This window comes from Planctomycetota bacterium (assembly GCA_035384565.1).
GTDB lineage: Bacteria > Planctomycetota > PUPC01 > DSUN01 > DSUN01 > DAOOIT01.
On the sequence record DAOOIT010000001.1, the window covers coordinates 130,639 to 157,263 of the forward strand.

Below are 26,625 nucleotides of genomic sequence, written 5' to 3' on the forward strand. Positions count from 1 at the left end.
ACGCCTGCTTGTGCACGAGGCCGTTCTAGCAGCCCACGAAGTGGGCTACGGCTCAAACGCCCCCATTCCGGGGCTAAGACGACTGCGCTCCTCCTCCCATGGTCAGGGCTTTGTGGGGACGCCTGCTCCCCGCTGTAGCCGTACGGGCGCCTCGGTCATCGCCTCGGCATTATCGTAAATCGCTGTCAGATTGTCCAGTTGCACGCTGCGGTCGGCCACGGGCACCAGGTCGTTGACGTAGATGTTGTGCGTGCGCATCTCGAGGATGATGCGGGTGAGCTTCACCGGCAGGTCTACGATACCCTCGGCCGAGTGGTTCCACCAGACGGTGTCCTTCTCGCGGTAGTTGTCGCCGGGCAGGTTGTTGGGCAGGGGGAACTCGAGCCAGCGCCAGCCATCGAAGTTGAAGTAGGACCACGAATGGATGTCGTCGCAGTTCCACTCGTTCTTGGTGCCGATGCTCTGCCACACTTCGCCCTTAGCGTCCTCGATCTCGTAGATGATGCGGCCCCAGTTGGAGTGGCCGTTGGCCCAGACGCCGAGCGCCCGTGCCTTGCCAGGGATGGCGAGGGGCTTGGGCGGCGTGAAGACGCCGTACCAGGCGGCGAGGGGGCGCTCCTTGTCAGGGTCGGCCAGCGTGATCTGCCAGACGTTCGACTTCCGTTGCTCGGATGCCACGCCTTCGGATTTCATGGGCCCGGGGAAGCGGGGCAGGTCCCAGTGGTTCTTGGCATAGCGGTCGTAGGGCGCGGGGTCGTAGTTCCAGGGCTTGTCGAACTTGTCGAGTACGAGGCTGTGTCCGGCAGGCTGCTCGGCGTGCTGGGGCCGCCAGAGATCGATCTTCGTGATGGGCTGGTCGGTCGTGACCCAGACGGGTGTGGGCGTTAGCTCCACCCCCAGCGCGAGTGTGATCCAGGGCTCCGCGGGCCTCTGCTCATTGCCGCTCTCGTCCGTGAACACCACGGTCTTCGCCTTGGGGGCGTGGAGCATGGCAGGGCGACTCCCTCGAATCGTCCAGAGGCAGTAGATGAACTGCGTCCCGCTCTTGAAGCGGACGCAGTAGGCGGACTGGGAGCCGGTGGGCACGTAGCCGTCGAAGCTCGCCTGGTCGAGGAGGCGGGTCATCGTGGCATAGGCGGGGAAGGCGGGCTTGGGGTTGAACTCAGGCCGCGGCCCCGTGATGCCGATGCAGCCATAGTGGTTGCTGCCCCAGTAGTCCGCGCAGTCGTGGAGCGTGAAACACCACATGAACTTCGCCGTGCCCAGGGCGAGCGACAGGACGGAGGTGCGGACGTAGTGGTCGGCCGCCGTCCGCGGGCCGAGGGCGAGGGGATGGCTCGATGCGAAGTAGCTCTCGGTGTGGATGATGGGGATACCTTCGTAGCCGCAGCGTTTCATCTCCTCGCGGAGCATCCACAGGCGGTTCGGGGCGACCGAGCGAATGGGCATCTCGGGCATGCGCTCGAACTGCGGGGTGTCCAGGCCGATGGCGTCCATCAGCTCCTTCGGGAACTTCTCCCACATGAAGGGCACGCTGAAGATGGGCTCGCACCAGCCGAAGGATATCTTGGCCTTGGGCGCGTGCTTGCGGATGCCTTCGCAGGCAGCCTTGCCCGTGACGATGAAGGCGCGGAGGCGCGCCCTCTCCTCGGCGGTCAACTGCTGTTCGCCCTCGCCCACGAAGCGCGAGAGGATGCCGTAGGTCAGCGTCTCCGAGATGGCCTGCTCGGTGAAGACGCAGAAGTAAGGGATGTCGGGCGACTCCTTGAGCATCTCGGCAACCTTGAGGCCGATCTCGTCGCCGAACTTCTCGTACTCCTTCGGGTCGTGGGGGTCCTGGAAAGCCCACTTGGCGGGGCCGCCGAGGACGTGGGCGGGGTTGGGGATCATGCCCCACTGGCGGCGAGTCTGGATGTCCTTGGCCGCGGCGATGCGGGTGCCGGCGGCGCGGAGGAGGTAGAGGTCCTCCGCCTCGTTGGGGTTGGTCAGGTGGCCGCCGCGCCACCACCAGAGGCCCCAGCGGCTGCTGGACGCATCGGCCTTCCGTGTGTCGGGCGGGAGCTGGACGAATGTGCCCTCCTGCGCAAACGTCTCGCCGCCGACCTCGGCCTCGGTCTTCACGCGGTGCAGGCCGACCACCTGCGGCGCGAGGGGGAAGTCGAGTTGTCCGCTCAGGCCCGGCCCCAGCCGGCTCTCGCCCTCAAGGATCGCCTGCTTGCCATAGGGGTCGGTGATGGTGAGGCGGATGGCGGCGCGCATCTCGCGGCTGCGGAGATTCGCCAACTTCACCTGCCAGACGGGCGTTTCGGGGCTGACGAAGGCGTTGCCCGTGCGGTTGCTGGACGCGATGAGGCGGACAGGCGCCTCCTCCAGCGTCATGGCGAAGATGCGCACGCCGCTCGGCAGGCCGCCCTGGAACCGGTCGTAGACCGCAGGGTCGGGGAACATCCGCCAGTCGTGGACCTGCTTTGTCAGCTCAAGGGAGAGCGTGTGCTCCTCGCGGAAACGCGAGGCGATGGTCACGCTGTCCAGCTCGATGGGCACGAGCCACAGACTGCCGCTCTCCCCATTGGCCCGCGTCACAGGCAGGCGCTGCGTCCCCCTGGGCGCATTGTGGGCCGGGCCTCCGCGCCCCGCGAATGTCGGCACCTCGGCGGCCGCATCCACGGCGAAGCCTGCCCGTGGACGATAGAAGCGGGCGGTGACGACCGGCACCTTGTTCGGCTCGCCATCGGAGGCCGCGACGAGCCACAGCCGCCGCCAGGGGCGGTTGGGCACGCTGAAGCGAATCCGCGCGGGGTCAATCAGCCACGGTTCAGGCCAGGTCGTGAGTGCATCTATGTAGTCGGCGTGGTTCCTGAAGCGGAACAGACTGGCGCCGACGTCCACGTGGTCGAGGCCGCCCCTCTCCCACCAGGCGAACTGGAAGGGCACTCCGCGCACGGCCACGGTGCCAAAGCCCGGCGGCATGGACGCACGGTCGAGCATCCTTGCGGGGCCGGCCATGGCCTCAGCGTTGCACGCCTCCTGGATGCGCACCGGGCAGAAGCCCTCCGGGTTCGTAGTGCGGGCTTCAGGCCGTATCTGAGGAGGCGGGCTGAAGCCCGCACTACGAACGACGCGGAGTGAGGCAACGCGGACGTTGCCTCGGAGCCAGAGGCCCACATCGCCCGTGATGCGCCCCGGCGGCCGCCGCTCGGCTACGAGGAACCCGCCCTTGTAGAGGCGCACAGCGTCCGGCTCAAGCTCGATCCTCAGCGTGAACCACGTCTCAGGCACTCTCTTGATCCTCGCCATCGCCGCCTCGAGCTCCGTCCGTAGAGGCTCGGGCCAGTACTTCGGCATCTCCCTGAAACGCTCGGCGATTGTGACTGGGTGCGGCCACTGCATGCGGACGGGGTCCTCGATGGCGGGCCGAGAGGTCTGGTAGACGCGGCTTCCCGCCATGCCCATCATCGGGGAGAGGGTGAGGTGAAAGCGGCCCGTGGCCGGCGACGAGGTGGCCTCCAGCGCGTAGTCCCACTCGGGCGCAGCGCTCAGCCCCCTCACGCCGCAGGCAAGGGTGGCCCCGTGGCCGCCGGCCTTCTCCTCGGTGATGCGGACGTGTGCGATGATCTCGCAAGGCCCCTCGGCGGCCCTCCGCGTCCGCAGGAAGCCCACGGCCCCGCCCGAGTGCTCGAGGACGGTGGCGCCGAGCGACTCGTCGCCGACCGCCTTCAGCCCCGGCCCCACCTCCCAGTCGTCCTGAGCCTTCTCCGTGCTCATCGGCAACCGGGCGATGTCTTCGCCGGCGGGCACCTCCCTCCACCACCTGCCGCCGAAGAGGCCCGCGTGGGCGGACGCGGCTATGCAGAGCGCCATCAGGCACGGGGCTGGGATTCGGCGCATCGGCATCCTCCTTCATCCTCGAGGCCGCGCTCCCCCTCCGCCGCCGCATTATACACCTTGCGCCCTGTCTTGCCAGTCACGCGCGTAGCCGCAACCGACCCGGTTGCGCTCGGCAAGCGGAAGGCTTGACACTAGGCCCTTACGTACGGCCTGAAGGCCGCACTACGAACTCGCGCGCTTGACGCCTCGCCGCCTTTCTGCGATCATCGGATTCGCGCCGATTCGCGTGATTCGCGGTCCAATGTCTCTCGGGGAATCTGCCTGATGGAGATCAAGCTGAAGTACGGGCTGAACCCGCATCAGAAGTTCGCGCGCCTCGTCATCGAGCGCGACCCATCGCCGCTGAAGATTCACAACGGTACGCCGGGCTACATCAACCTGCTGGACCTGCTGGGCGCCTGGCAACTCGCGCGCGAGCTCAAGCAGGCGACGGGACTGCCGGGGGCGGCGTCGTTCAAGCACGTCAGCCCGGCGGGCGCGGCCATCGCCAAGCCGCTCGACGAGGGCTTCCGCGTCTCGCAGTTCATTCCCGAAGGCGAGCAGCTTTCGCCCGTGGCCACCGCCTACGCGCGGGCGCGGGGCGCCGACCGCCTGTGCTCGTTCGGCGACATCGCGGCCGTGAGCGACGTGGTGGACGTCTCGCTCGCCAGGCTCATCGCCCGCGAGGTCTCCGACGGCCTCATCGCGCCGGGCTACGAGCCCGAGGCGCTCGAGATTCTCAAGGCCAAGCAGGGCGGGCGCTATCTGGCCATCGAGATGGACCCCGCCTACGAGCCGCCCGAGCTGGAGTACCGCGACCTCTTCGGCTTCCGCATCGAACAGACCCGCAACACGGCGAAGATCACCCGCGACCTGCTCAAGAACGTGGTGTCGAAGAAGAAGGCCATCCCCGAGGACGCGGCGCTCTCGCTCCTCGTGTGCTCGGTCGCCCTCAAGTACACGCAGTCGAACTCGGTGGGCCTGGCCTACGACGGGCAGGTGATCGGCATGGGCGCGGGGCAGCAGTCGCGCGTCCACTGCACCCGCCTGGCCTGCGGCAAGGCCGACAAGTGGCTCCTCCAGCAGCACCCGCGCGTGCTGAGCCTTCCCTTCAAGAAGGGCCTGGGGCGTCCCGAGAAGACGAACCTCGTGGACGCGTATCTGCTGTGGGACGAGTTGGCCGCGGCCGAGCGGGCCTGGGTGCTCGACCAGCTCGACGCCGCGCCCGAGCCGCTGAGCCGCCAGGAACGGGAGGAATGGGTGGCCCGCTTCGACGGCATCGCGTGCTCGAGCGACGCGTTCTTCCCGTTCCGCGACTCGATTGACCGCCTGAGCCGCAGCCACGTGCAGTACGTCATGCAGCCTGGCGGCTCGGCCCGCGACGACCTGGTCACCGAGGCGGCCGACCAGTACGGAATGGTGATGGTCCACACCGGCCTGCGGCTGTTCCTCCATTAGGAGGGGATCTGTGGCTGCTCCACACTGTGGGCGGGGCGTCCCCGCTCCGCGAGTTCTGGCCTCCCTGGTTCTTGTCGCTGGATCGGGCTTGCTCGCCGCCGAGATGCCCCAGGTCGTGCACGTCGGCATGGCGGCGCCCGACATCATCGAGGTCGTCGTGCAGGCCGGACGGGCCGAGTACGGCGACCAGGTGCCCTACGAGGCGAAGGCCGGCGATAGCTTTGACCGCAAGACCCACCAGCGCTGGGTCCACCGCGATGGCAAGTTCATCGGTGCATTGGTCGGCAAGGACGAGAGGATTCTCTACACGCCCGACCGCGTGGTGGGGGACAAGCTGGACCTGGCCTGGGCCGACAAGCCCGAGAGCTACGGGGTCCGCTGCCCCGACGACCCCAACTACGCGGGCGACGGCACGGCCCCCGTCGCGGTCCATCGCAAGAGCAAGCCGAGCGACTTCGCGCGGGTCGGGCCTTGGCAGATGGAGGCGCCCGTCGAGCACCATCTCTATCTCCAACTGCCCAAGCCTTTGGTCGTGGGGCGCGACTACCTTGTCTGCTTCCGAGGCGGGCGCCTGCTCGCCACGGGCTTCACGTGGAAGCCCACCGAGCTGCGCAGCGAGGCCGTCCACGTGAGCCACCTCGGCTTCCGCCCCGACGACCCGGCCAAGGCCGCCTTCCTCTCGTGCTGGATGGGCAGCGGCGGAGCCGTGACCTACGGCGGCGGCCTGCGCTTCGACGTGCTCGACGAGGGCGGCAAGAGCGTCTTCCAGGGCAAGGTCGCCCTCTCGAAGGGCGCCGCCGAACCCGAGGATGCCTACAAGCACAACTACAGCGGCGCGCCCGTCTACGAGATGGACTTCTCGCCGCTCGCGACGCCCGGCACCTATCGCGTGGCCGTCGAGGGCGTCGGCTGCTCCTTCCCCTTTGCCATCGCCGACGACGCCTGGCGGAAGGCATTCACCGTCTCGGCCCGCGGCTTCTACCACCAGCGCAGCGGCATCGCCCTGGGCCCGCCGCACACCACCTTCAAGCGCCCACGTGCCTTCCACCCCGACGACGGCCTCAAAGTCTACCACTCGAACTGCGGCCTCATGGACTCGGGCAACGGCCTGAATCGCAAGGACGACGGCAACTTCGGCAATCTCAACAAGGGCCGCACCGACCAGCTTGTGGCCAACGCCTGGGGCGGCTACATGGACGCGGGCGACTGGGACCGCCGCATCCAGCACCTCGCCGTCACGCGGCTGCTCCTGGAGCTGGCCGAGCTCTTCCCCGATTACTTCGCGGCCGTGCCGCTCAACATCCCCGAATCAGGCAACGGCCTGCCCGACGTGGTGAACGAGGCGCTGTTCGGCCTCGACTGCTATCGCCGCATGCAGACGCCCGAAGGCGGCATCCGCGGCGGCATCGAGAGCGAAGAGCACCCGCGCCACGGCGAGGGGAGCTGGCAAGAGTCGCTCACCGTCATGGCCTACGCCCCGTGCGTGTGGTCGAGCTACGTCTACGCGGGCGTCGCCGCCCGCGCCGCGCTCGTCCTGGGCAAGCTCAGGCCCGCGCTGGCCGAGGTCTACCGCGACAGCGCCCTTCGGGCCATGGCCTGGGCCGAGAAGGAACTGAAGGCTGCCGGCGACAGGCAACTCCCCATCGAGGTGCGCGACGCCCGCAACCTCGCTGCCATCGAGCTGTTCCGGCTCACGGGCGAGGCCGCCTGGCACGCCCTCTTCCTGGCGACCACCGTCTTCCACGACCCCAAGGCCGACCTCTTCGTGTGGCAGAAGCACGAGCAGCGCGACGCCGCCTGGCTCTACGCCCGCACCGAGCGGCCCGGCACGGACGCGGCGGTGAAGGCCAACTGCCGCGCCGCCATCCTCCGCGAGGCGGACGAGCGGCTGACCTCGCAGGCGCAGTCGGGCTTCCGCTGGATGAAGCACTTCTGGCGCCCCTTCGGCTGGGGCGCGCCCGTCACGCCCGAGGCCGAGAGCGTCGCCCGCGCCCACGTCCTCACCGGCGAAGCCAAGTACCTTCGCGCCCTCGTGCTGGCCTGCCAGTTCGGCGGCGGGGCGAACCCGCTGAATCTGTGCTACACCACGGGCATCGGCCCCCGCTGGCCCCAGCACCCGCTGCACATCGACTCGCGAGTCACCCACCAGCCGCCGCCCCCTGGCCTCACCGTGTTCGGCCCGCAGGAGGTCGAGCGCGCCAAGGGCGATTGGGGCCAGAAAAACGTCGCCCGCTTCGCCTTCCCCGCCGTGGCCCAGTGGCCCACCGCCGAAGCCTACTGGGACGTCTTCTGGTATCCCTCGGTCTGCGAGTACACCGTCCAGAGCCCCATGGCCGCCAATGCCTACCTTTGGGGCTATCTGGCTGCGAGGAAGTGACCGGGTGGTGGCCACAGCGGCCCCGGAGAGCACGACGGCAATGGGTGGCGGGACCGGCCTTCCTGGACGTGTCATGCCCAGCCTGTCGAGGCATCTCTCTTTCCTGGCGCCATGGCAAGAGAGATTCCTCGACTTCGCTACGCTTCGCGCGGAATGACGCACTGTTGACAATGGGATGGTCCCTCTGAGACCTGGCGATCGCTCTCGACAAGCGCCGCCCGACATGGTAATGTAGTCGTACCCCGTTTCCCATCCCCGGACAAGACTTCCCGGAGGCGATAGCCATGGCCAGGCTGTGCATCGTGGTAACGTGTCTTGCGGGCCTCGGGCTCGCGGCGACCGGCGGTGAGGGCGAGGCGCCCGACGAGACGGCGAAGCTGATCAGCTACCTCGCGCAGGAATTCAACTTCGCGCTCAACGTCGTCGGCGCCACGCCGACCAAACGCCTCGAGGAGATCGTGGCCGACGACGCGGTGATCGTGTGGTCCAACGGCGAGCGCTCGAACGGCAAGGCCGAGTACCTCACGCGCCTCGCCAAAGCCCGCGAGGATATCCGCGGCCTGTTCAAGGACCTCACCGTGTCCTACGAGGTCCAGAAGGTGCGCTTCCTTGGCGACGCCGCGATCATCCTCGGCAAGGTGGCGCTCGTGGGCACCCTGGCCGAGGACGAGAAGCCCTACCGCCGCACGACGTGGCAAACGCTCGTCTTCGCCAAGGCCGACGCCGGGTGGCGCCTCGTCCACGAGCATTCGAATCCGCTCGCCGCCTCCAGGCCCGCCGAGCCCCAGCCGAAGGACGCCCCGCAATGATGACGCCCGCCGAGAACCTCCGCCGCCTCTTCGCCAAACAGCCGGCCGACTACGTGCCGCTCTTCGACAGCCCCTGGGGCGACACGCTACGCAAGTGGGTCACCCAGGGCTACCCCACCTTCAAGAACAAGCGAAAGGTCACCGAGAACGGCCAGGAGGTCGAGAAGGAGTTCGACGACCCCGTCAGCCCCACCGAGCACTTCGGCTTCGACATGGCCGGCGTGGGCGGCTGGTTCGACATGATGCCGCTCAAGGGCGTGTCGGAACTGGTCGAGGAGACCGACGAGTGGCGCGTCACCCGCAACGGCGCCGGCGCCGCCTTCAAGTACTGGAAAAACAAGTCGGGCACGCCCGAGCACGTGGACTTCCGCATGACCAGCCGCGCGGTGTGGGAGCGCGACTACCGTCCCCATCTTCTACAGGTGGACCGCACCCGCGTGGGCATCGAGGGCGCGAAGAAGGCCCTCGAAGAGTGGCGCGGCAAGCAGCGCTGGACCTACTACGGCCACCTCTTCATCTGGGAGTGCATGCGCCAGAGCCTCGGCGACCTGTGCCTCTACCAGAGCCTGCTGCTCGACCCCGCCTGGATCCACGACTACGCCCGCGTCTACACCGACTTCTACAAGGGCCACTACAAGCTGCTCTTCGACGAGGCCGGCGTGCCCGACGGCATGTGGATGTACGAAGACCTCGGCTACAACAAGGGCCTCTTCGCCTCGCCCAAGGTGCTGGCCGAGCTGATCTTCCCCTACTTCAAGGAGGTGGTGGACTTCTTCCACGGCTACGGCCTGCCCGTGGTGCTGCACACCTGCGGCAGCACGCGCGAGGCGCTCCCCATGATCGTCGAGGCCGGCTTCGACGGCCTCAACCCGATGGAGGTGGCCGCGGGCAACGACACGCTCGAGTACGCCGAGAAGTACGGCGACACGCTCCTCTTCGTCGGCGGCTTCGACAAGCGCATCCTCGAGTCGGGCGACCGCCGCCTCATCCGCCGCGAAGTGACGAGGTTCATGAAGGGCATGAAGGCCCGCGGCGCGCGCTTCGTCTTCGCCTCCGACCACTCCATCTCCACCAACACCGACTACGCCGACTTCCTCTACGCCCACCAGGTCTATCGCGAGCACAGGCTCTACTGACCCGCTCAATCGCGCGCCCTGTGGGCAGGACGTCCCCGTCCCGCGGTTCACAGCGTGTGGACACGCTGCCCACCATGTCCGCCGCAGGCGGGGGCGGCTATGTCACACGGTCACCCACTCTCCTGTTTCGCCCCTCGCTCTCACTTGCTCGCCTCCCCCTTGCCCTTAGCGGGAGCGCGCAGCTTCAGCCAGTCGTGCATCTTCTGGAGGTTGCGCGTCAGCTCCCACCAGCCGTTCTTGAACGCCGCGTAGTCGGGGCCGGACATCGCGGAGGCGTAGCGCACTGAGTTCGCGTAGAAGAGCCACTGAGCCACCCAGGCCTGCTCGATGGCCTCGTCGAAGGGGTTCGCCTTGTCGGCCAAGCCGGCGTCCCACGCGCGCACGAGCAGCGTCGTGGCGGCGGCCACCATCTTGTCGGCCTCGGCGATGCTTGCGTCCATCTTGGCGAAGTGCGCGTTGGCCCAACTGCTCCCGTGGCAGCTCTGGCAGATGGCCTTCATCCCCGCCTGGCGGCGCTTCGCCTCGGCCTCGTCAATCAGGAACTCCGCGGCCGGCTTGCCGCCGAACGTGGTGGGCAGCGGCAGGCCGTCGGCGTTCCTGATCGTGTGTGTGGCGCCCTCCCTGGGCTGCGGATGCGAGTAGATGAGGCCGAAGAGGCGCACCCAGAGCCGAGCGCCGAAGTCGTGGCTCCGCTTCGCCACCACCGCCCCGTCGGGCGTGGCGAGCAGGCTGTTGTGGCAGGCGGCGCAGGTGGGGGCCTCGAAGTCGCGCCCCACGGCCCACGGCACCCGGTCCCACGCCTCCTTCGCCTTCAGCGCGTCGTGGAGGTTGCCGTGCTTGCTCTCCTTGTAGACGTTGTAGGCCGGCACGTCGGGCTCGAGGTGGCACTGGCCGCACGTTTCGGGCTTGCGGGCCACCTCGATGGAGAACGTGTGCCGCGGATGGCACGCGGCGCACGAGCCCTGCGAGCCGTCGGGGTTCACGCGCCCCACGCCCTGGTTCGCCCAGCCGGTGAGCACGGGCACCTGGATGTCGCCCGCATCCGTCTTCACCGTCCGCATGCCCTCCACGCCCACCACGGTGCCGTGGCAGGCGTAGCACGTCTCGGCCTTCGTGGTCTCGCTGCCCTTCGCGCCCGTGATGGCGCCGCCCTCGGCCACCGTCTTCAGCCCCGTCACCGTGTCCACCAGCGCGTGGTAGACGGGGTTCTTCTGGAGATTGCCCAGCGCGTGCGCCTTCTTGCTCCTCGCATACTCGTCGGCCTCGGTGGGGTGACACGTCTTGCAGTCGTTCGGCGTCACGACCATGTTGATCCGCGTCTCGAAGTGATCGAAGCTGTCCTTGTGCGCGGCCGTGTTCAGGCTGTGGCACTCGTAGCAGCCCACGGCCACCGCCTGGAGCGCCTCGGGCACGGCCTGGGCCGAGATGCGGCGCTCGAGTTCGGGCGCCGCCATGCCCATTGCGGGCGACGCCTGGGCGTGGCGGCTGCGGCGCCACGACTCGACGATGCCGGGCTGCACGGCCTCGTGGCAGTCAATGCAGGCCTGAGTCTGCTTGCTCACGCGGAGCGGCTTGGGCGCCGCCGCGGCCCCCTCGCCGCCCCAGGCGGCACACGCACACGCCCCCAACAACAGGCCAGCCGCAGAACGAAGCACGGCGTCTCGCATGGCTCGCTCCTCGGGGTTGGTGCCCGGACTCCTGGCGATGCTCTTATCTTACGCCAGGCGCGCGCACAGTCAATACGTTCCCACGGCGTGTGACACGGGAGTCTGGAAAACCAGACATCCTGCCCTCATACTTGCTCACCTCGCCCCTCCCCGCCAGGTGAGCAAGTATGGCGCTTTGGCGATCCGGCGGTTTCTACGGCCATTCCCGCCATACTTGCTCAATTTCCTCCCCCCCAGAGTTGAGCAAGTATGGGGCCGAAGCGGACCGGGGTCTCCAGTCGCCTCCCCCCGCAGAAAAGCGTGATCTGAACGGGGTTCGCAGTTCGCCAGCGAGAAAATCCTTGCTTCATTGACCGATATAGTGTACATTACCGAAAAGGGCCGGCTTCGACCGCAACGGGCCGGGTCAGGAGGTCGCCCCGTGAGCGACGTCGAGGCCAACGCGCTGCGCCTCAACCAGATGATCAGCGGAGCCTGGATCACCCAGGGCATCTACGTGGCGGCCGAACTCGGCCTGGCCGACCTCCTCGCGGGGGGGCCGCGCACGGCCGCCGAGCTGGCCCGCCAGGCCGGCGCGCACGAGGGCGCCCTCTACCGCCTCCTGCGCGCGCTGGCCAGCGTAGGCATCTTCGCCGAGGACGACCAGCGCCGCTTCACCCTCACGCCCCTCGCCCAGCGCCTGCGCAGCGACGCCCCCGCCTCCCAGCGCTGGTTCGCCATCATGATGGGCGCCGAGTTCTACCAGTCCTGGGGCCACCTCGCCGCCGCCGTGCGATCGGGCCGCGAGGTCTGCCGCCAGACGTTCGGCATGCCCTTCTTCGAGTACACCACCAGACACCCCGACCGCGGGCGCATCTACGACGCCGCGATGAACGGCATCCACGACGCCGAGACCGTCCCCGTGCTCGATGCCTACGACTTCTCGGCGTTCCGCACCGTGGTGGACGTGGGGGGCGGCAACGGCCTCGCCCTGGCCGGCATGCTCCGGCGGCATCCGGGCCTCGAAGGCATCGTGTTCGACCTGCCCGCTGTGGCCGAGGGCGCCCGGGCCACGCTCGACCGCCTGGGCCTCGCCGGCCGCGGCCGCGCCATCGGCGGCGACTTCTTCACGGCGGTCCCGGCCGGCGCCGACGCCTACGTGCTGCGGCACATCCTGCACGACTGGGACGACGAGCAGGCCGCGGCCATCCTGCGCAACTGCCGCGATGCCATGGCCCCGGGCGGCAGAATCCTCGTCATCGAGAGCGTCATCCCCCCGGGCAACGCCCCGTGTTTCGGCAAGTGGATTGACCTCATGATGCTCATCGTCGGCGGCCGCGAGCGCACCGAGGGCCAGTTCCGCCGGCTCTTCGCCGCCGCGGGGCTGGACCTCCGCCGCATCGTGCCCACCGCGCACGAGGTGTCCGTCATCGAGGCGGTTCAGCCCTCCCGTCCCTCGGCCGAGCGCGGCGGGGCCAGCCCGGCCGCGGCCTCCCTCGAGCCTGTGAGCTATGGACGCCAGGAAGCAGAATGACCCATGCGGCGGCGTGCTGGCCCTGCCGAGCACGGTGCGGCTCGACGCCCCGGGCGCCACGGCCCCCGCGACGCGCTCGCGCGCCCTCTCGGCCGCCGAGGAGGCCGCCGAGAACAACTCCCACGCCGAGCGCGAACGCCGCGTGATCCTTCACGCCATGCGGGTGAGCCTGTGGGTATGGCCGGCTTTCGCCCTGCTCGACGTCTACATGTGCCTCGTACTCTACCCGGGCGCGCCGCTCCTCCTGTTCGCCGCCTACAGGGCCGCCATCGAGGCCGTCCTCTACGCCGTCTACCGCATCGTGCGGCGGCGAAGCGCCCCGCTCCGGGTGCTTCGGGCGCTGGAGCGCGGGGCCTTCTTCCTCGCCGCCTTCGTCATCGCGCTCATGGCCATCCACCTCGGCGGGCTGCGCAGCGCCTACATGCACGGCATCTCGCTGGTGTGCCTCGTGCACGCCGCGGTCATGCCGCACCCCTGGCGCCAGTCGCTCGTGAGCTTCCTGCCCATCGGCCTCATCTTCCCCGTGGTCATGGGCGTCGCCGCCGCCGTGTCGCCCAGCGAGCGCGCCGAGTGGTACAGCCTGGAGTCCCTGGCCATCTTCGCCAGCCACTACGTCTTCGTGGCCGCCTCGGCCGTGGTCGGCCTGGCCAGCGGGCACGCCGTGTGGACGGCCCAGCAGCAGCTCTACCGCGCCCGCAAGCTGGGCCGCTACCGCCTCCAGGCGCCCATCGGCGCCGGAGGTATGGGCGAGGTGTGGCTGGCGTGGGACGGCGTGCTGCGCCGCAACGTGGCCCTCAAGTTCCTGCGCGTCGGCGGCCCGCTCACGCGCGAGCTCGTCCGGCGCTTCGAGCGCGAGGCCCGCGCGGCCAGCCAGTTGCGCGGGCCGCACACCGCGCGCATCTTCGACTTCGGCGCCAGCGACGACGGCATTTGCTACATCGTGATGGAATACCTGGCGGGCGCCGACCTCCACGCCCTCGTCTAGCGCCACGGGCCGCTCGACCCCGCGCGCGCCGTCGCCCTCGCCATCCAGGCCTGCCTCGCGCTCGAGGAGGCGCACGACGCCGGCATCGTCCACCGCGACATCAAGCCTCAGAACCTCTTCGTCACCCCGGCCCGCGACGGCCAGGAACTCGTCAAGCTCCTCGACTTCGGCCTGGCCCGGTTCCACACCGTCGAGGCGAGCGTGCAGCTCACCCACGCCGGGCTGCTGCTGGGCACGCCCGCCTACATGGCCCCCGAGCTCTGGCAGGGCGGCGCGGCCGACCCGCGCTCCGACCTCTATGCCCTGGGCGCCACCCTCTACTTCCTGCTCGCCGGCGCGCCCCCCTTCGAGGGCACCGCGGCCGGCGACTTCCTGCGGGCCCACGTCGCGCGCCGGCCCGAGCCGCCGTCGGCCCGGCGCGGCAGCGCCCTGCCCGAGGGCCTCGACTCGATCGTCCTGCGGTGCCTGGAGAAGGCCCCCGCCGCGCGATTCCAGGCGGCCCGGGACCTCCGGGCCGCGCTGTCCGCCGTGGGGGCCTCTGCCCGCACCTGACGCGCAGGACACGGGCTGAAGCCCGCACTACGGACTCCCCCCCTCGGCCGACGTGCTACGGCGAGATGAAGTCGGAGATCACGCGCACGAACGGCGCCACGGTGGACTGGCTGTACCCCAGGATGAAGTCGTACGAGCCGTCCCTCTTCTTCAAGTCGGGCATGAAGCACCGGACCACGCGGTCGAGGTCCCGCCAGCCGTCCTTCCCCTCGAAGGCGATCGCCAGGTGCGGGTGAACGCTCAGGCGGCCCTGGGCGTCCACCGCGATCCGGCTGAACTGGATGGCCGTGGCCTCGGGCGCGAGCGGCGCCGTGAGGACGAAGAGCTGGCCGTCGGGCGACGCGAAGAGGAACTCGCTCGGCCGGTGGAACTCCATCGGCTGGACCGGCGCCCCGGAGGGCGCCGTCAGCACGAGCCCGTCGGTGAACTGCTTGTGCGCAATGCCCCAGGAGTAGAGCACGCCATCCTGCGTCAGAATGACCAGGAAGCGGTTGCAGGGGGAGAGGGCGATGTGGCTCTCGACGGGTCGGCCATCCTGCCCGGGCGGCAGCGAGAAACCGTAGAGATCGCGCAAGCCCCCCTTCTCGGCCACCTCGTAGCAGAAGACCTTCGCGTCCAGATTGCTCGGGGCGAGGGCCTTGTCCTCCTCGGCGAGTTCGTTGATGAACTGCCGTCGCACCGAGCCGCTGGCGCCGAAGACCTCCTGACGCCGGCTGCCGTCGCGCGCGTTCCAGACCAGCCGGCTCCGCAGTGTGTTGAGCGCGAAGCACCGGCTCAGGTAGGCGGCCGTCTGCGCGGGCACCGGGCCGCCGCCCGAGAGCTGCCGCGGGTCGAAGAGGCAAAGCCCCGTGGACAGCGCCGTGCCGCCGCGCCCCCCGATGCCGTAGCCGGTGTCTATCAGGCGCCCGCCGAAGACGGGGAGGAGGCCGTCCACCTTCTTCAGGCCGGCGCGCGCATAGCCGTCCGTCGCCTCCGGAGCCAGACGCCGCCCGTAGACGTCCGCGGCAATCGCCGTCAGGGCCTTGCCGCCCCGGGCGTACTGCACGCGCGACATGCCCGTGTAGCCGTTCACGTAGAGCCAGAGCTCGTCCCCGTGCCGCACCCAGCGGGAGCAGTAGGGGCCCAGCCCCACCGAGGTGGGGGCGGTGGCGGGCAGGTAGCGCTTGCGCACGATCCCCTTCTCGTGAAGGGCCGAGAAGTCAAGCACGGACAAGGGGTAGCCGGTGTACTCGCACACGGCCACGGCCGTGTCGGCCTCGCCGGGAACCGCCGAGACCAGGAAGGCGGGCCCCAGGCTCGGCCCGCCGCTCAGCGACGCCGCGAACGCGCCGCGGACCTGCGGCGCCTTCTTGAGCTTCTCCACCAGGTCGTACTGGATCGTCAGCGTCCCCTGCGGCGCCCCGTCGTAGGTCTGGAACGCGCCCTTGCGGATGGAGGCGTGGGCCTTCGCCATCATCTCCGCCGGCCCGTCGAGCAGGAGCAGGCGCACCGAGCCGCGGGGCAGGGTGATCTCGCCGTTCGCCACCTTGAGCAGGCTGCGCCCGCCCCCCGACAGGGGATTCCACACCCGCCCCTTGGGGATGCCGTTGACCAGCACCATCCGGGTCGGCGGCAACGGAGTGCCGTCCGCCGCCACGGGGTCGCCGATCGCACGCACCTCGCCGAAGAAGGTCGTGTTCCCCTTCTCGTCCACGTCGAGCCGCCACGGGCCGCCCTCGAAGGTCGGCCCCGCCGAGATGAGGAAGCACCCGGTCTGTGTGGCCACGCACGCCCCCAGCTTTCGGAGAGCCGTGTCGGGCTTGGGCGGCGTCTTGTACAGCGCCGGGCGCGCGCTCTCCCAGCTTCCCGCGTGCAACCGAATGTCCGCCGCGAAGGCCGCCGCGTCGTCCCAACGGTCCTGCGGGATCGAGAAGACCCCGCCGATCCGCCGCGGGTGAGGGTTGTTCCGCGCGCTGCTCAGGGTGTCGCTGCACAGCGTGAGGAAGACGCGGCCGCGCGCGCAGGTCACTCGGCACAGCGACTCGTCCAGCAGGCCCACGCCGTCGGGAACCAGCTTCTGGAACTCCAGGGGAACGGGCGGCTGCTCGAATCTCCGGCCCTTCGGGTCGAACCGCACCACGTAGGCGCCGCCCCCCTCGACCCGCCAGTAGATCCGCCCCCGGTCGTCGGTGTCTATCTCGCCCTTCTGGCCGAGGTCGCCATCGCCCTCGCCCAGCATGTTCCGGCCGCTCGGCGCGCGCTCCTCGGTCAGGTGCACCTCGAACTGGTCGGCGGCGAGGGTCAGGCGCTCGTCTCCCTGCCCATCGGCCCAGTGGCGTTGGATAGGCACCTCGACGAGGAACTTCCGCCACCGCGCCACGTGCGGCGGCTGGCCCTCGTAGATCGCCTTCTTGTAGGCGAGGTAGAGGCTGGCCTTGGACGGGTCGTCGGGCGCGGCCGTCTGCCGCGACACCACGGCGCCGCCTACCAGCGGAAAATCGGTGTCCGACACCACCGGGAAGGTGATCGCCGCCTTGGCGACCCGCCGGCTGGGCGGCTCGAGGCTCACACGCCGCAACTGCCCCACGTCGGGCAGCACGATTCGCGGCGGCACCGGGCCGCCTCCCGCGGGCGCCCTGCGCATCGCGGTCCCTGGCTCGATGTAGGCGTACTGCTCTCCTGCGGTGGGCTTCCCCGGTTGCGGTGCGGCCACGTGGCTCTCGGGCGGGGCCTGGGGAATCGGAGCGATCGCCTGGGCGGCCACCGTCTGCCCCGCCGAGTCCCTCACCGTCACGCTCACCCCGTCGCACCGGCCGAACTCGGCCAGGTCCACCACCAGCGCACCCTGCACGGCCTCATCGTCCAGATCGACCAGAAGGTCCCTGTCCTTACCATCCCCGCGCAGGGTGAGCGCGGCCGTGAGCCCCCGATGGGCCTGCCGGAGCACGTCGAGCCGGCCCAGGCTCACGACCAACTCGTCCCCGGCCCGGAAGGCGGAAATCGGCTCTCCCGCATGCGCGGCGGCAGAGGCCAGGAGCGCGAGCAGGGCGACAAGCGCGGCGCCGCTGAGCTGATGTTGCGGCACGGCCGATTGGCGATCGCGATTCTGCAAGTCCGCGGCCTCCTTCACGATAGGGCTGCCGAGAACGGTACCTCGCCCTCTGAGCCCGCATGTTACCCGCACCGGGCAGGGGAATCAAGTGTCCAGCATGCGGGGGTCTGGCCCGACCGGATCACCCGGCCGGCGACAGCCTCTCCGGCATGTCGGGATGGGGTTTGGGCTGGGCGATGTAGGGCGCGAGACCGAGGATGTCGTGCAAGATCAGAAGTGCCGCCTGCTTGTCGGGGATGCGGCCACGAACCGACGAATCAAGGTCGCTCAGGGCGAAGGCCGGCACGGCGGCCCCGACGCAACTCGGGCAGCCGTCGCGGCACGCGCACTGGCTGACGACGGTGTGGACGCTCTTGAGCAGGCCCTCGATGGCCTCTGCGCACCGCTCGGCGTAGCCCATGCCGCCGGGGTAGCGGTCGTAGAGGAAGATGGCGTCCTTCCCAAGATTCGTCGCATCCACTGTAGTGCCAATGTCTTGCACGTCGCACATCACGAACATGGGGGCCACCTCGACCATCGCGTTAGCGATGCCTATGAGGCCCTCGGCGAACACGCGGCCCTGCTCGGCCACCCGCTGGCGAGCCTCGTCCGACGGCACGAGCCACATCGCCACGGTCTCGAGCTCCTGTGGCGGCAGCTCCAGCTTCTCGAACCCCAGACTGTCGCGGCTGCTGAACTTGACCTTCTTGAACATCGGGATGTGGGTGGTCACCGTCACATCACCGAGGCCGACCGTGGAGGCGCCCCAGGGCTGCTCGCGGTCCCTCGCGTCAATCCTGATCTGCGACGATTGGATAGACTGGGTGTAGTAGTCGAGGTCGCGGCGCTCGACGAAGGCGATCTTCTTCTCAAGGTCGAGCTTGTTGACGATGTAAGTGTCTCCGCTGTGGATATATACGGCGTGGTCATGAAGTTGAGCAAGAGCCGAAATCTCGTCCATTGTCCCGATGACCTGGTCGCCCTTCGTGGTGTCCTGGATGGTGTAGACAGGGCCGCAGAGGGTGCGCAGATTGGTCTCGGCGGCGGGGTAGTCGCCGCTCGCCCAGTACCACTTGCCCTCGATGTGTCGGGCCACGCCGCCATCGGCCAGGAGTTCGAGGATCGGCTCGGCGTAGGGGCCGAAGGACTCCACATCGGCATCAGGGAGGGGGAGTTCGTGAAGGGCGCACTTGATGTGGCCGACCGCGATGTGGGGGTTGTCTGGGTCAATGACCGCACGCTCGGGCGAGCGCCCGAAGATGAAGGCGGGGTTGTACATAAGGTACTGGTCAATGGGCGAGTTCTGAGCGACGAGGATGACGAGGGCATGGTCGGCGCCGCGGCCGGCGCGGCCTGCGCGCTGCCAGAGGCTGGCGATTGTGCCCGGGTAGCCGACCAGGATGCAGGCGTCGAGCGAGCCGATGTCAATGCCGAGCTCAAGGGCATTGGTCGAGGTGATGCCGAGGATTTCGCCCGAGGCGAGGCGGCGCTCGATGTCGCGCCGCTCCTCGGGCAGGTAGCCGCCGCGGTAGCTCTGCACACGCGTGGCGAGGCGAGGGTGGTGCGGCTCCAGCAGTGTGCGTGCGTGCTTGAGTATAAGCTCAGTGCTGAGGCGGGTTTGCGAGAAGACGATGGTCTGCGTCTCGCGGCGGACCAGGTCGGCGAGCAGCTCGACGGCGGTCCAGAGCGCGCTGCGGCGCTCGCCGCCGACGGCAGGCTGCTCGTTGGCCGGCCGGTCGCGGCTGAGCAGCGGGGGGTTCCAGAGGAGGAACTTCTTGGGTCCGCGAGGCGAACCATCGTTGGTCACCAGCTCGGCCGGCCCGCCGATGATCCGCTCGGCATGCTCCCTGGGGTTGGCGATGGTGGCCGAGGAGCAGATGAAGAGGGGAGTGCTGCCGAAGTGCTTGCAAATGCGACGCATGCGGCGAATGACATTGGCCACGTGCGAGCCGAAGACGCCTCGGTAGGCGTGCACCTCGTCCAGCACCACATAGCGGAGATTGGTGAAGAACCGCGCCCAGCGGGCGTGGTTGGGCAGGATCCCCTGGTGGAGCATGTCTGGATTGGTAAGGATCACGGAGCCTCGGTCGCGAAGCTTGCGCCGCTGAGGCGCGGGCGTGTCGCCGTCGTAGGGACCGGCGACAAGCCTCAGACCCTCCACCCCGGCCGCCAGGTCCGAGAGGCCGCGGAACTGGTCCTGGGCCAGGGCCTTGGTCGGGTAGATGGCCAGCGCCGTGGCCGAGGGGTCAAGCTGTAACGCTTCCAGTATCGGAATGTTATAGCAGAGGGTCTTGCCGCTCGCGGTGCCGGTGACAACGACCACGCTGCGCCCCGCGCGTACGTGGCCGATGGCCTCGGCCTGATGGGTGTAGAGGCGATGAATGCCCCGGGCGGCGAGCGAGGCAGCGACGCGGGGCTCCAAGGGGAGGTCGGCAAAGGAGGCCGGACGCTCGGGCAGGTCCCCCACGTGGTAGATCTGCTGCCGGGTCGCTCGGTCGCGCTGAAGGCGGGCAAGAAAGGCATCCAGTTCCATGGCGCGCTATCCTACTGATCCCCGGGCTTCTTGTCGAGGCCGGGTTTCTTTCGTCTGCGGGCGAGCGCGGCGAGCGGGTCGCCGGCCTTAATGGGAACGGGGCCCGGGCCGATGGGCGATGTCGGACTTGTCTGATCCGTCAGACTGGTCCGACTGGCCTGACCCGTCGGGCCGGCCCGACGGCCGGAACGAAAGGCGGGCGGAATCTGCGGCTCCGGGGTGGAGGGGGTTGGCTTGCGCTGGCCGCGGGCGATGGCCTTCTCGTGGCGGAGCATGCGAAAGACGCGCCGCGCCACGTCGGCGTTGGACAGCGCGCCGCGCTCCTCGGGCTGCGGGAAGCCTGTCTGAATGTTGTGCTCGATGGGGTGGACGGGATGGGGGAGCAGCGGCTCGCGCGCGTGCTCGAGGCGACGTTGAAGAGCAAGGCGAAGGTGTTCGGTGTCTGGTGTTCGGTGTTCGGGTACGAAGGAAGAGTCTGGTTCGCAGAGCAGGGTGAAGTCCCCCAGGAGGTTTTCGAGCATGAAGAGTGCGGCGCGCTTGGAGGGGATCGAGCCTTCGCCGCGCTCGACGTTCCAGGTGGCGTCCTGGCGGAGTGGCTTGCCGACACAGCAGGGGCAGCCGTCGTCGCAGTCGCAGCGGCGGATGTGGTCGAGCACGGCGGGCATGAGGCGGCCGGCCAGCTCGTAGGCGCGCTCGGTGAAGCCCAGACCCAGGGGATAGCGCTCGTAGACGAACATGGTGTTCCACGGGGCATTCACGGCGCCCACGGTGTGCGAGAAATCGAGCGTTTCGCAGCGGACGAAGAGGGGGAGGACCTGGCGCGTGGCGTATCCGATGCCGCGGCAGCCGGCGTGGGGGTCAATGTCCTGCGCGAGGGCGCGGCGGCACAGTTCCTCGGGCGGCACGAGCCAGAAGGCGTGGGTCTCGAACACGAAAGTCGGCAGGTCGAGGGGGTGGCGCGAGAGGGCGTCGAGGGTGTAGAAGTGGATGCGTTCGTAGCCCCAGGTGTGGAAGTGGGTGGTCACCTCGCCGAAGCACAGGGTGCCCGTGCCGAAGGGCCGCTCGCGCAGGCGGGCGTCAATGTGGTGCACGTCGGTGCCGCCCAGGGGCTGCGTGTAGTAATCAACGTCCACCTTTCGGACGCGGGCGAAGGAGCGGTCGAGGTCGAGGGCCTCGACGAACCAGGTGTCGCCCTGGTGCAGGTAGATGGCCTCGGGATGCACGTAGACGGGGGCGTCCAGCTTCGGCATCTCGCCGATGATCTTCTCGGTGGCCGCGTCCACCACCACCACGTTGCGGTCGTCCATCGCGCGGAGCGAGACCTCGTGCTGGGGCGTCTCGGGCGCGCTGTGGTGCCACACGCGGTGCGGCTGGTCGTGGAGGACCTTCTTCTGGCCCTCGAGGACTTCGAGGGCGATGGGCGCAGCGGGGCCGAAGCGACCGACCTCGTCATCGGGCAGCGGCAGCTCGTGGGTGGCGCAGCGGAGGTGGCTAACGACGATGTGCGGGTTGCCGGGCTCCAGCACGCCCTCCTCGATGGGCCGGCCGAAGAGGTAGTCGGGGTGCCGCATCACGTATTGGTTGATGGCGGTGTCGAGTCCCACGAGGATCACGAGGGCCGGCTTGTCGCGGCGGCCGGCGCGCCCCGCCTGCTGGAAGAAGCTGGCGAGGGTGCCGGGGTAGCCGACGATGAGGCTGGCTTCGAGGGAGCCGACGTCAATGCCGAGTTCCAGGGCGCGTGTGGAGCTTACGCCGAGGAGCTCGCCGCTGAAGAGCTTGTGCTCGATCTCGCGGCGCTCGGCGGCCAGGTAGCCGGCGCGATAAGGCGTCACCTTGTCGGCCAGCGGCGACGCCAGGCGTTCGAGCGATTCGCGCACGTACCGGTAGATGAGTTCGGCGGTGACCTTGGCCTTCGAGAAGGCGATGGTGGGCGTGCCGGCGAGGACGAGCGCGGTCATCAGCTCCTGGGCTTCCACGTTGGCCGAGCGCCGCGAGCGCCACGGCGTCGAGCGGATGACGGGCGGGTTCCAGAGCACGTAGGTGCGGGGGCCGGCGGGCGAGCCGTCCTGAGCGACGAGTTCGGCCGGGCGCCCAAGCAGCCGCCCCGCCACCTCCAGGGGATTGGCCAGCGTGGCCGAGCAGGCGAGGAATTGCGGGCGTGAGCCGTAATGGGCGCACACGCGGCCGAGCCGCCGAAAGAGATTCGCCACGTGGGCGCCGAAGAGGCCCGTGTAGGTGTGGAGCTCGTCCACCACGACATGCGTGAGGTGCGAGAAGAGGCCCGCCCAGCGCGGGTGCTGCGGCAGAATGCCCGCGTGGAGCATGTCGGGGTTTGTGAGGATCACGGACGCCTTGTCGCGGAGCTGGCGGCGCTGGGCGGCGGGCGTGTCGCCGTCAATCACCCCGACCGTAACCTCCCGCGGGCTGAGAGCCCGCGGGAGGTTGGCGGGCGGGAGGTTAGCGTGGCGCAGCGCCCGCTCGAACACGCGGAGTTGGTCTTGCGAGAGGGCCTTGGTGGGATAGAGGGCCAGGATGCGGGCATCGGGGTTCCGCTCCAGTTGCTCGACGATGGGCAGCAGATAGCACAGCGTCTTGCCGCTGGCCGTCGAGGTCGTCACCAGGAAATCGCGCCCCGCCCGTGCAAGGTCGAGCGCCTGGGCCTGATGCGAATAGAGCCGCTCGATGCCCATTCCCGCGAGCATACGCTTGCAGGCCGGCGATAGCGGCTCGCTCGGCTCCGCGCAGCGCGCCGCGCGCGCCGCCACGCGGTGCACGTGCACGATCTGGCCGCGATAGCCGGCCGAAGCGCGTAACTGGTCGAGGAATGCGTCGAAGTCCATCACGGTCAGCCTCGGTCTCGCGATTGCCGCGAGACCTGGAGTTCAGTCGGGGACGCCACCCACGGCGAAGCCGCTCGCCTTGCGTCTCCCCCTCACGCATCACGTGTCGCGCATCGAGAGCATCTTCGCCATCAGCTCGGCCACGGTGAGGAGGTCCTGGCGGTTGTGCTGGATGATGAGGGCCAGCTCGCGCGCATCGCCCGTGCGCACGAAATCGTGATAGGCCCGGCCGATGTCGGCGCCGGCAATGTCGCCGACCCGGTGGCGGCGGCACAGGATGCGCTCGAGGGTCTGAAGGCGGCAATCGGGCAACGTGTCGGCATAGCGCCGCCGGGCGATGTGCAAGAGGTCGAAGTGAAACCGCGGCTCGGGAAGCTCGACCCCCGCGGCCGCCGCGCGGGCGCGCAGCGACGGCACGTCGAAGGTCTTGCCATTGAAGGTCACGAGCAACGGCGTGCGGCCGGCCTGCTCGGCGAAGGCATGGAGGATGCTCGCCTCTTCGGCGTACGTGCGGGCCAGGAGCTGTCGGCAGACCGGTTGCCCCCCGCTCCACACGAGCGTGCCGATAAGGAAGGTGAGCGCCGTGCCCAGGCCGGTCGTCTCGATGTCCAGGAAGCAGGCGTCGTTGGGCGTAAGGGCGACGCCGGAGTCAGGCGACAATGCCGCAAGGGCGCGGGGCACCGCCGAGGCGAGGGCCTCGCCTGCCGGCGACTCGATGAGGTAGAAGCCCGGCCCTCTCGGGCTCGGGGCCTCGATGCCCTGCACGAGGCGTTCGAGCGGGATGCAGATGCCGCCGGGATCGGCGGGCGCGGTGTGGGGCGCTGCGCGCGGCAAGTCGCGGCGGTACACGATAGCGCTGGCCGGCGCAGCGGTGAGCGGCGTGGGCGCGCTCTTCGCTAGCTTCTTGTGCAGGCTGCGCAGAGCATCGCCCCTGCGGGCGGGGGCGGAGTCGTCGGGTCTGTCGGCGTTCACAGCGCAGGGTCCAGAGCGGGAGAGAATCCAATGGCCACAGGCGAGATGCCCGTGCCACCCGCGATGCGGGCGCACATCGCTTCTGGGTTCTACTGTACCGAGTCGCGGGCCGCGTTGCAAGCGCATTGTCGGAGGCCCCTGGGGAGGAACTTCTTGGAAGACAGTTCCTCCCCAGACCCCTCCTCAAATGTGAGAGTTCTTTGGAGGATGGGGCCTGGGGAAGGCACCTTTCTTGCAAGAAAGGTGCCTTCCCCAGGTGCCCTATGTGTCGGGCTTGCCGAGGTCATCGAAGACCTTGCGGATGGCCTGAAGCTCGGCGGCGGAGAGGCGGATGCTGGCGGCCTGGGCGTTCTCGCGGGCTTGTTCGGGCGTGCGCGCGCCCACGATGGCGGCGGTGACGCCGGGCTGGGCGATGGTCCACGCGATGGCCACCTGGCCGAGCGTAGCGTTGTGGGCGGCGGCGATGGGCTTCACCCGCTCGAGCGCATCGAGCACGCGCTGGCGGTTAGCCGGCTGGAACCAGGGCCGGCCCGCGCGGTAGTCGCCCTCGGCGAAGGTGCGGTCCATCGTCACCTTGCCCGTCAGCAGGCCCTGCTCGAGCGGGCTGTAGACGATGACGCCGATGTTGTGCTGGCGGCAGAAGGGCAGGACGTCGGCCTCGATGTCGCGTGCGAGGAGGCTGTACTTCGGCTGATCGCTCGCGAGAGGGCCGTGGCGGAGGCACTCGGCCATCATCTCGGGCGTGAAGTTGCTCACGCCGATGGCGCGAACCTTGCCCTGCTGCTTCAACGTCACCAGGGCGTCCATCGTCTCGGCGAGGGGCGCCGAGCTGTCGGGCCAATGGCACTGGTAGAGGTCGATCACGTCGGTGCCCAGGCGCCGGAGGCTCTGCTCGACCTCGGCGAGGATGGCCGCCTTGCGCAGGTTGCGCACCACGGTGCGCTCGGTGCCGTCGAGGCCCTTGTAGGTCCAGGGGTTCGAGCCCTGGCCGGGCGTGTCCCAGCGCAGGCCGCACTTGGTGGCGAGGAGCACCTCGTGGCGGCGGCCTTGGATGGCCTTGCCCACGATCTCCTCGCTGTGGCCCATGCCGTAGATGGGCGCGGTGTCAATGCAGGAGATGCCGGCGTCGAGGGCCGCACGGATGGCGCGGATCGACGCGGCGTCGTCCTGCCCGCCCCAGTACCAGCCGCCCACGGCCCAGGCGCCGAAGATGATGGGGGGAACCCTGAGGCCGCTCGTGCCGAGTTGGCGATGCTCCAAGGGGTGCTCCTCTCACCACGTGTCATAGTGGATCTTCGCCGGGTTGTAGTAGTCGGCGGGCGTCTTGTGCTCGGCGGGCACGCCGACGGCGATGACGGCGAACGGCGCGGCGGTGTCGGGCAGGGCGAAGAGCTTGCGGAAGCCCGCCTCGCGCTCGGGGCGCGGATGCACCCCGCACCAGCAGGTGCCGAGGCCCATGTTCGCCGCCGCGAGCAGCAGGTTCTCGGTCGCCGCCGCGCAGTCCTGTGGCCAGTAGCACTTGTAGTTCTCGTTCGACAGGTCGCCGCACACCACGATGGCGAGCGAGGCGGTCTTGAGCATGGCCGTGTAGGGGTGGAGCTTCATGATGGCGTCGAGCTTCGCGCGGTCGCGCACCACGATGAAGGCCCAGCCCTGCTGGTTGCCGGCCGAGGGCGCGGACATGGCAGCGCGGAGCAGGGTCTCGACCTGCTCGTCGCTCACCGGCGCGCCCTTCACATACTGGCGGATGCTCCGCCGCCTCTGGATGAACATCAGCACCTCGTCCATGGCCGTCCTCCTTCCCTCCCGGGAGCTCCGATGTCTTCGGCGGGGTGCCGCCCGGGAATGCAGAGCGCCGCCGCTCTACCCCCGACGGGGTCGGACCCTTCGGAAAAGGGCGGGGTTCAAACAATATAGGGGGCCGGCAGAGCGGAGTCAAACGACTTGACGGGGCGCGCGTCGAGCGCTAGGATGCACGAGAGCGGTTTCGTGCCCCTCGTCGCGGCAAAGGAGACGCAGCATGGCCGACATCCAGATCGGGCTGAACACCGAGGCGTTCCGCCACGCCGACAAGTCGCTCGAGTACTGCCTCGACGCCACGGCGCGCCTGGGCTACAAGTACGTGGAGCTCAACGTGCAGACGGGCCGCGACCTGTTCAGCGAGGCCGGCTACTCGGCCTCGGTGAGCATGGAGCGCGACCCGCTCGAGATCAAGGCGATGCTGGACCAGCGGGGCCTCAAGGTGAGCGGCCTGAGCTGCCACGCGCCCATGGCCCAGCCCGAAATCAGCGTACCCTTCCACACGCAGGCCATCCTCTTCGCCCACGCGCTCGGCGCCCGCTGCATCAACACCGACGAGGGCGTAGTGCCCGCCTGGATGAGCGACGACGAGGCCTTCGAAATCATCAAGTACTCGCTCCGGCGCATCCTGCCCGTGGCCGAGCGCCACAAGGTGCACGTGGCCCTCGAGCAGCACCAGAAGTTCACCGTCAAGCTGCCGCTCTACCAGAAGATCCTCGACCTCGTCCCCTCGCCCTACATGAGCTGCAATCCCGACACGGGGAACATCTACATGTCGGGCGGCGACCCCTATGCGACCCTCGAGGCCATCGCGCATCGCGTGGTCCACGTGCACGCCAAGGACGTGAAGGTGTCGAAGGAGGTGGGCAAGGTGACGGGCGTGCCGAGCGGCTGCGCCTGCGGCGACGGCGAGATTGACTGGCCGCGCGTGGTGAGGATTCTGCGGAAGGCCGGCTTCAAGGGCGTGCTCGCAGTGGAATGCGGCACCGAGGAGCAGGCAGCCCGCAGCATCGCCTACCTGAGGAAGGTGCTGCGCGCCAAGTAGG

At 69.1% G+C, this 26,625-nt stretch carries 15 protein-coding genes and 1 pseudogene; 8 read left to right on the forward strand and 8 right to left on the reverse strand.

From position 1 onward, the window contains the following. Positions 1–102 precede the first annotated feature (102 nt). Positions 103–3,888: a hypothetical protein gene (locus PLE19_00420; GenBank protein HPD13380.1), complete on the reverse strand. Its 3,786-nt coding sequence runs from the start codon at positions 3,886–3,888 to the stop codon at positions 103–105. A gap of 264 nt (positions 3,889–4,152) precedes the next feature. Between PLE19_00420 and PLE19_00425 the strand changes: the two genes are divergently transcribed. The 4 genes from PLE19_00425 to PLE19_00440 all read left to right on the forward strand — a co-directional run bounded on the left by PLE19_00425 (position 4,153) and on the right by PLE19_00440 (position 9,647). Next, positions 4,153–5,325, forward strand: coding sequence for a phosphoribosylaminoimidazolecarboxamide formyltransferase (locus PLE19_00425; GenBank protein HPD13381.1), 1,173 nt, complete (start codon positions 4,153–4,155; stop codon positions 5,323–5,325). A gap of 88 nt (positions 5,326–5,413) precedes the next feature. Continuing rightward, complete coding sequence (locus PLE19_00430) at positions 5,414–7,702, forward strand: glycoside hydrolase family 9 protein (GenBank protein HPD13382.1); 2,289 nt, start codon at positions 5,414–5,416, stop codon at positions 7,700–7,702. 284 nt (positions 7,703–7,986) lie between these two features. Continuing rightward, a complete protein-coding gene (locus PLE19_00435) occupies positions 7,987–8,511 on the forward strand; it encodes a nuclear transport factor 2 family protein (protein HPD13383.1) in 525 nt (174 codons plus the stop codon). Then, entirely contained in the window at positions 8,508–9,647 is a 1,140-nt protein-coding gene (locus PLE19_00440) for a uroporphyrinogen decarboxylase family protein (GenBank protein ID HPD13384.1), read from the forward strand. Before PLE19_00435 ends, PLE19_00440 begins: the two co-directional genes overlap by 4 nt. Positions 9,648–9,787: 140 nt before the next feature. Here PLE19_00440 and PLE19_00445 read toward each other — a convergent pair whose 3' ends face one another. Next, on the reverse strand, positions 9,788–11,314 hold the full coding sequence (locus PLE19_00445) for a multiheme c-type cytochrome (protein ID HPD13385.1): 1,527 nt from the start codon (positions 11,312–11,314) through the stop codon (positions 9,788–9,790). Positions 11,315–11,735: 421 nt separating this feature from the next. Between PLE19_00445 and PLE19_00450 the strand changes: the two genes are divergently transcribed. The 3 genes and pseudogenes from PLE19_00450 (at position 11,736) to PLE19_00460 (ending at position 14,364) form a co-directional block, all read left to right on the forward strand. Then, positions 11,736–12,827 carry a methyltransferase gene (locus PLE19_00450; GenBank protein HPD13386.1) on the forward strand — a complete coding sequence of 364 codons (1,092 nt, stop codon included), beginning with the start codon at positions 11,736–11,738 and terminating at the stop codon, positions 12,825–12,827. After that, the gene (locus tag PLE19_00455; protein HPD13387.1) at positions 12,805–13,812 is read left to right on the forward strand and encodes a hypothetical protein; all 1,008 of its coding nucleotides are present in this window, start codon (positions 12,805–12,807) and stop codon (positions 13,810–13,812) included. The genes PLE19_00450 and PLE19_00455 overlap by 23 nt, the downstream gene beginning before the upstream one ends. 24 nt (positions 13,813–13,836) lie before the next feature. Next, positions 13,837–14,364, forward strand: a pseudogene (locus PLE19_00460) (serine/threonine-protein kinase). A gap of 55 nt (positions 14,365–14,419) precedes the next feature. Here PLE19_00460 and PLE19_00465 read toward each other — a convergent pair. From PLE19_00465 to PLE19_00490, 6 genes are all read right to left on the reverse strand, one after another. Beyond that, positions 14,420–17,455: a hypothetical protein gene (locus tag PLE19_00465; GenBank protein ID HPD13388.1), complete on the reverse strand. Its 3,036-nt coding sequence runs from the start codon at positions 17,453–17,455 to the stop codon at positions 14,420–14,422. Positions 17,456–17,576: 121 nt separating this feature from the next. Beyond that, the gene (locus PLE19_00470; protein ID HPD13389.1) at positions 17,577–19,967 is read right to left on the reverse strand and encodes a DEAD/DEAH box helicase; all 2,391 of its coding nucleotides are present in this window, start codon (positions 19,965–19,967) and stop codon (positions 17,577–17,579) included. A gap of 11 nt (positions 19,968–19,978) precedes the next feature. Further along, complete coding sequence (locus PLE19_00475; GenBank protein ID HPD13390.1) at positions 19,979–22,807, reverse strand: DEAD/DEAH box helicase; 2,829 nt, start codon at positions 22,805–22,807, stop codon at positions 19,979–19,981. A 99-nt stretch (positions 22,808–22,906) separates the two neighbouring features. Beyond that, complete coding sequence (locus tag PLE19_00480) at positions 22,907–23,779, reverse strand: ribonuclease H-like domain-containing protein (GenBank protein ID HPD13391.1); 873 nt, start codon at positions 23,777–23,779, stop codon at positions 22,907–22,909. 261 nt (positions 23,780–24,040) lie between these two features. After that, on the reverse strand, positions 24,041–25,039 hold the full coding sequence (locus PLE19_00485; protein ID HPD13392.1) for an aldo/keto reductase: 999 nt from the start codon (positions 25,037–25,039) through the stop codon (positions 24,041–24,043). Between the two features lie 12 nt (positions 25,040–25,051). Next, positions 25,052–25,567, reverse strand: a complete 516-nt coding sequence (locus tag PLE19_00490; protein HPD13393.1) for a nitroreductase family protein — start codon at positions 25,565–25,567, stop codon at positions 25,052–25,054. A gap of 232 nt (positions 25,568–25,799) precedes the next feature. Here PLE19_00490 and PLE19_00495 point away from each other — a divergent pair, with 232 nt between their 5' ends. Further along, on the forward strand, positions 25,800–26,624 hold the full coding sequence (locus PLE19_00495) for a sugar phosphate isomerase/epimerase (GenBank protein ID HPD13394.1): 825 nt from the start codon (positions 25,800–25,802) through the stop codon (positions 26,622–26,624). Position 26,625: the final 1 nt, after the last annotated feature.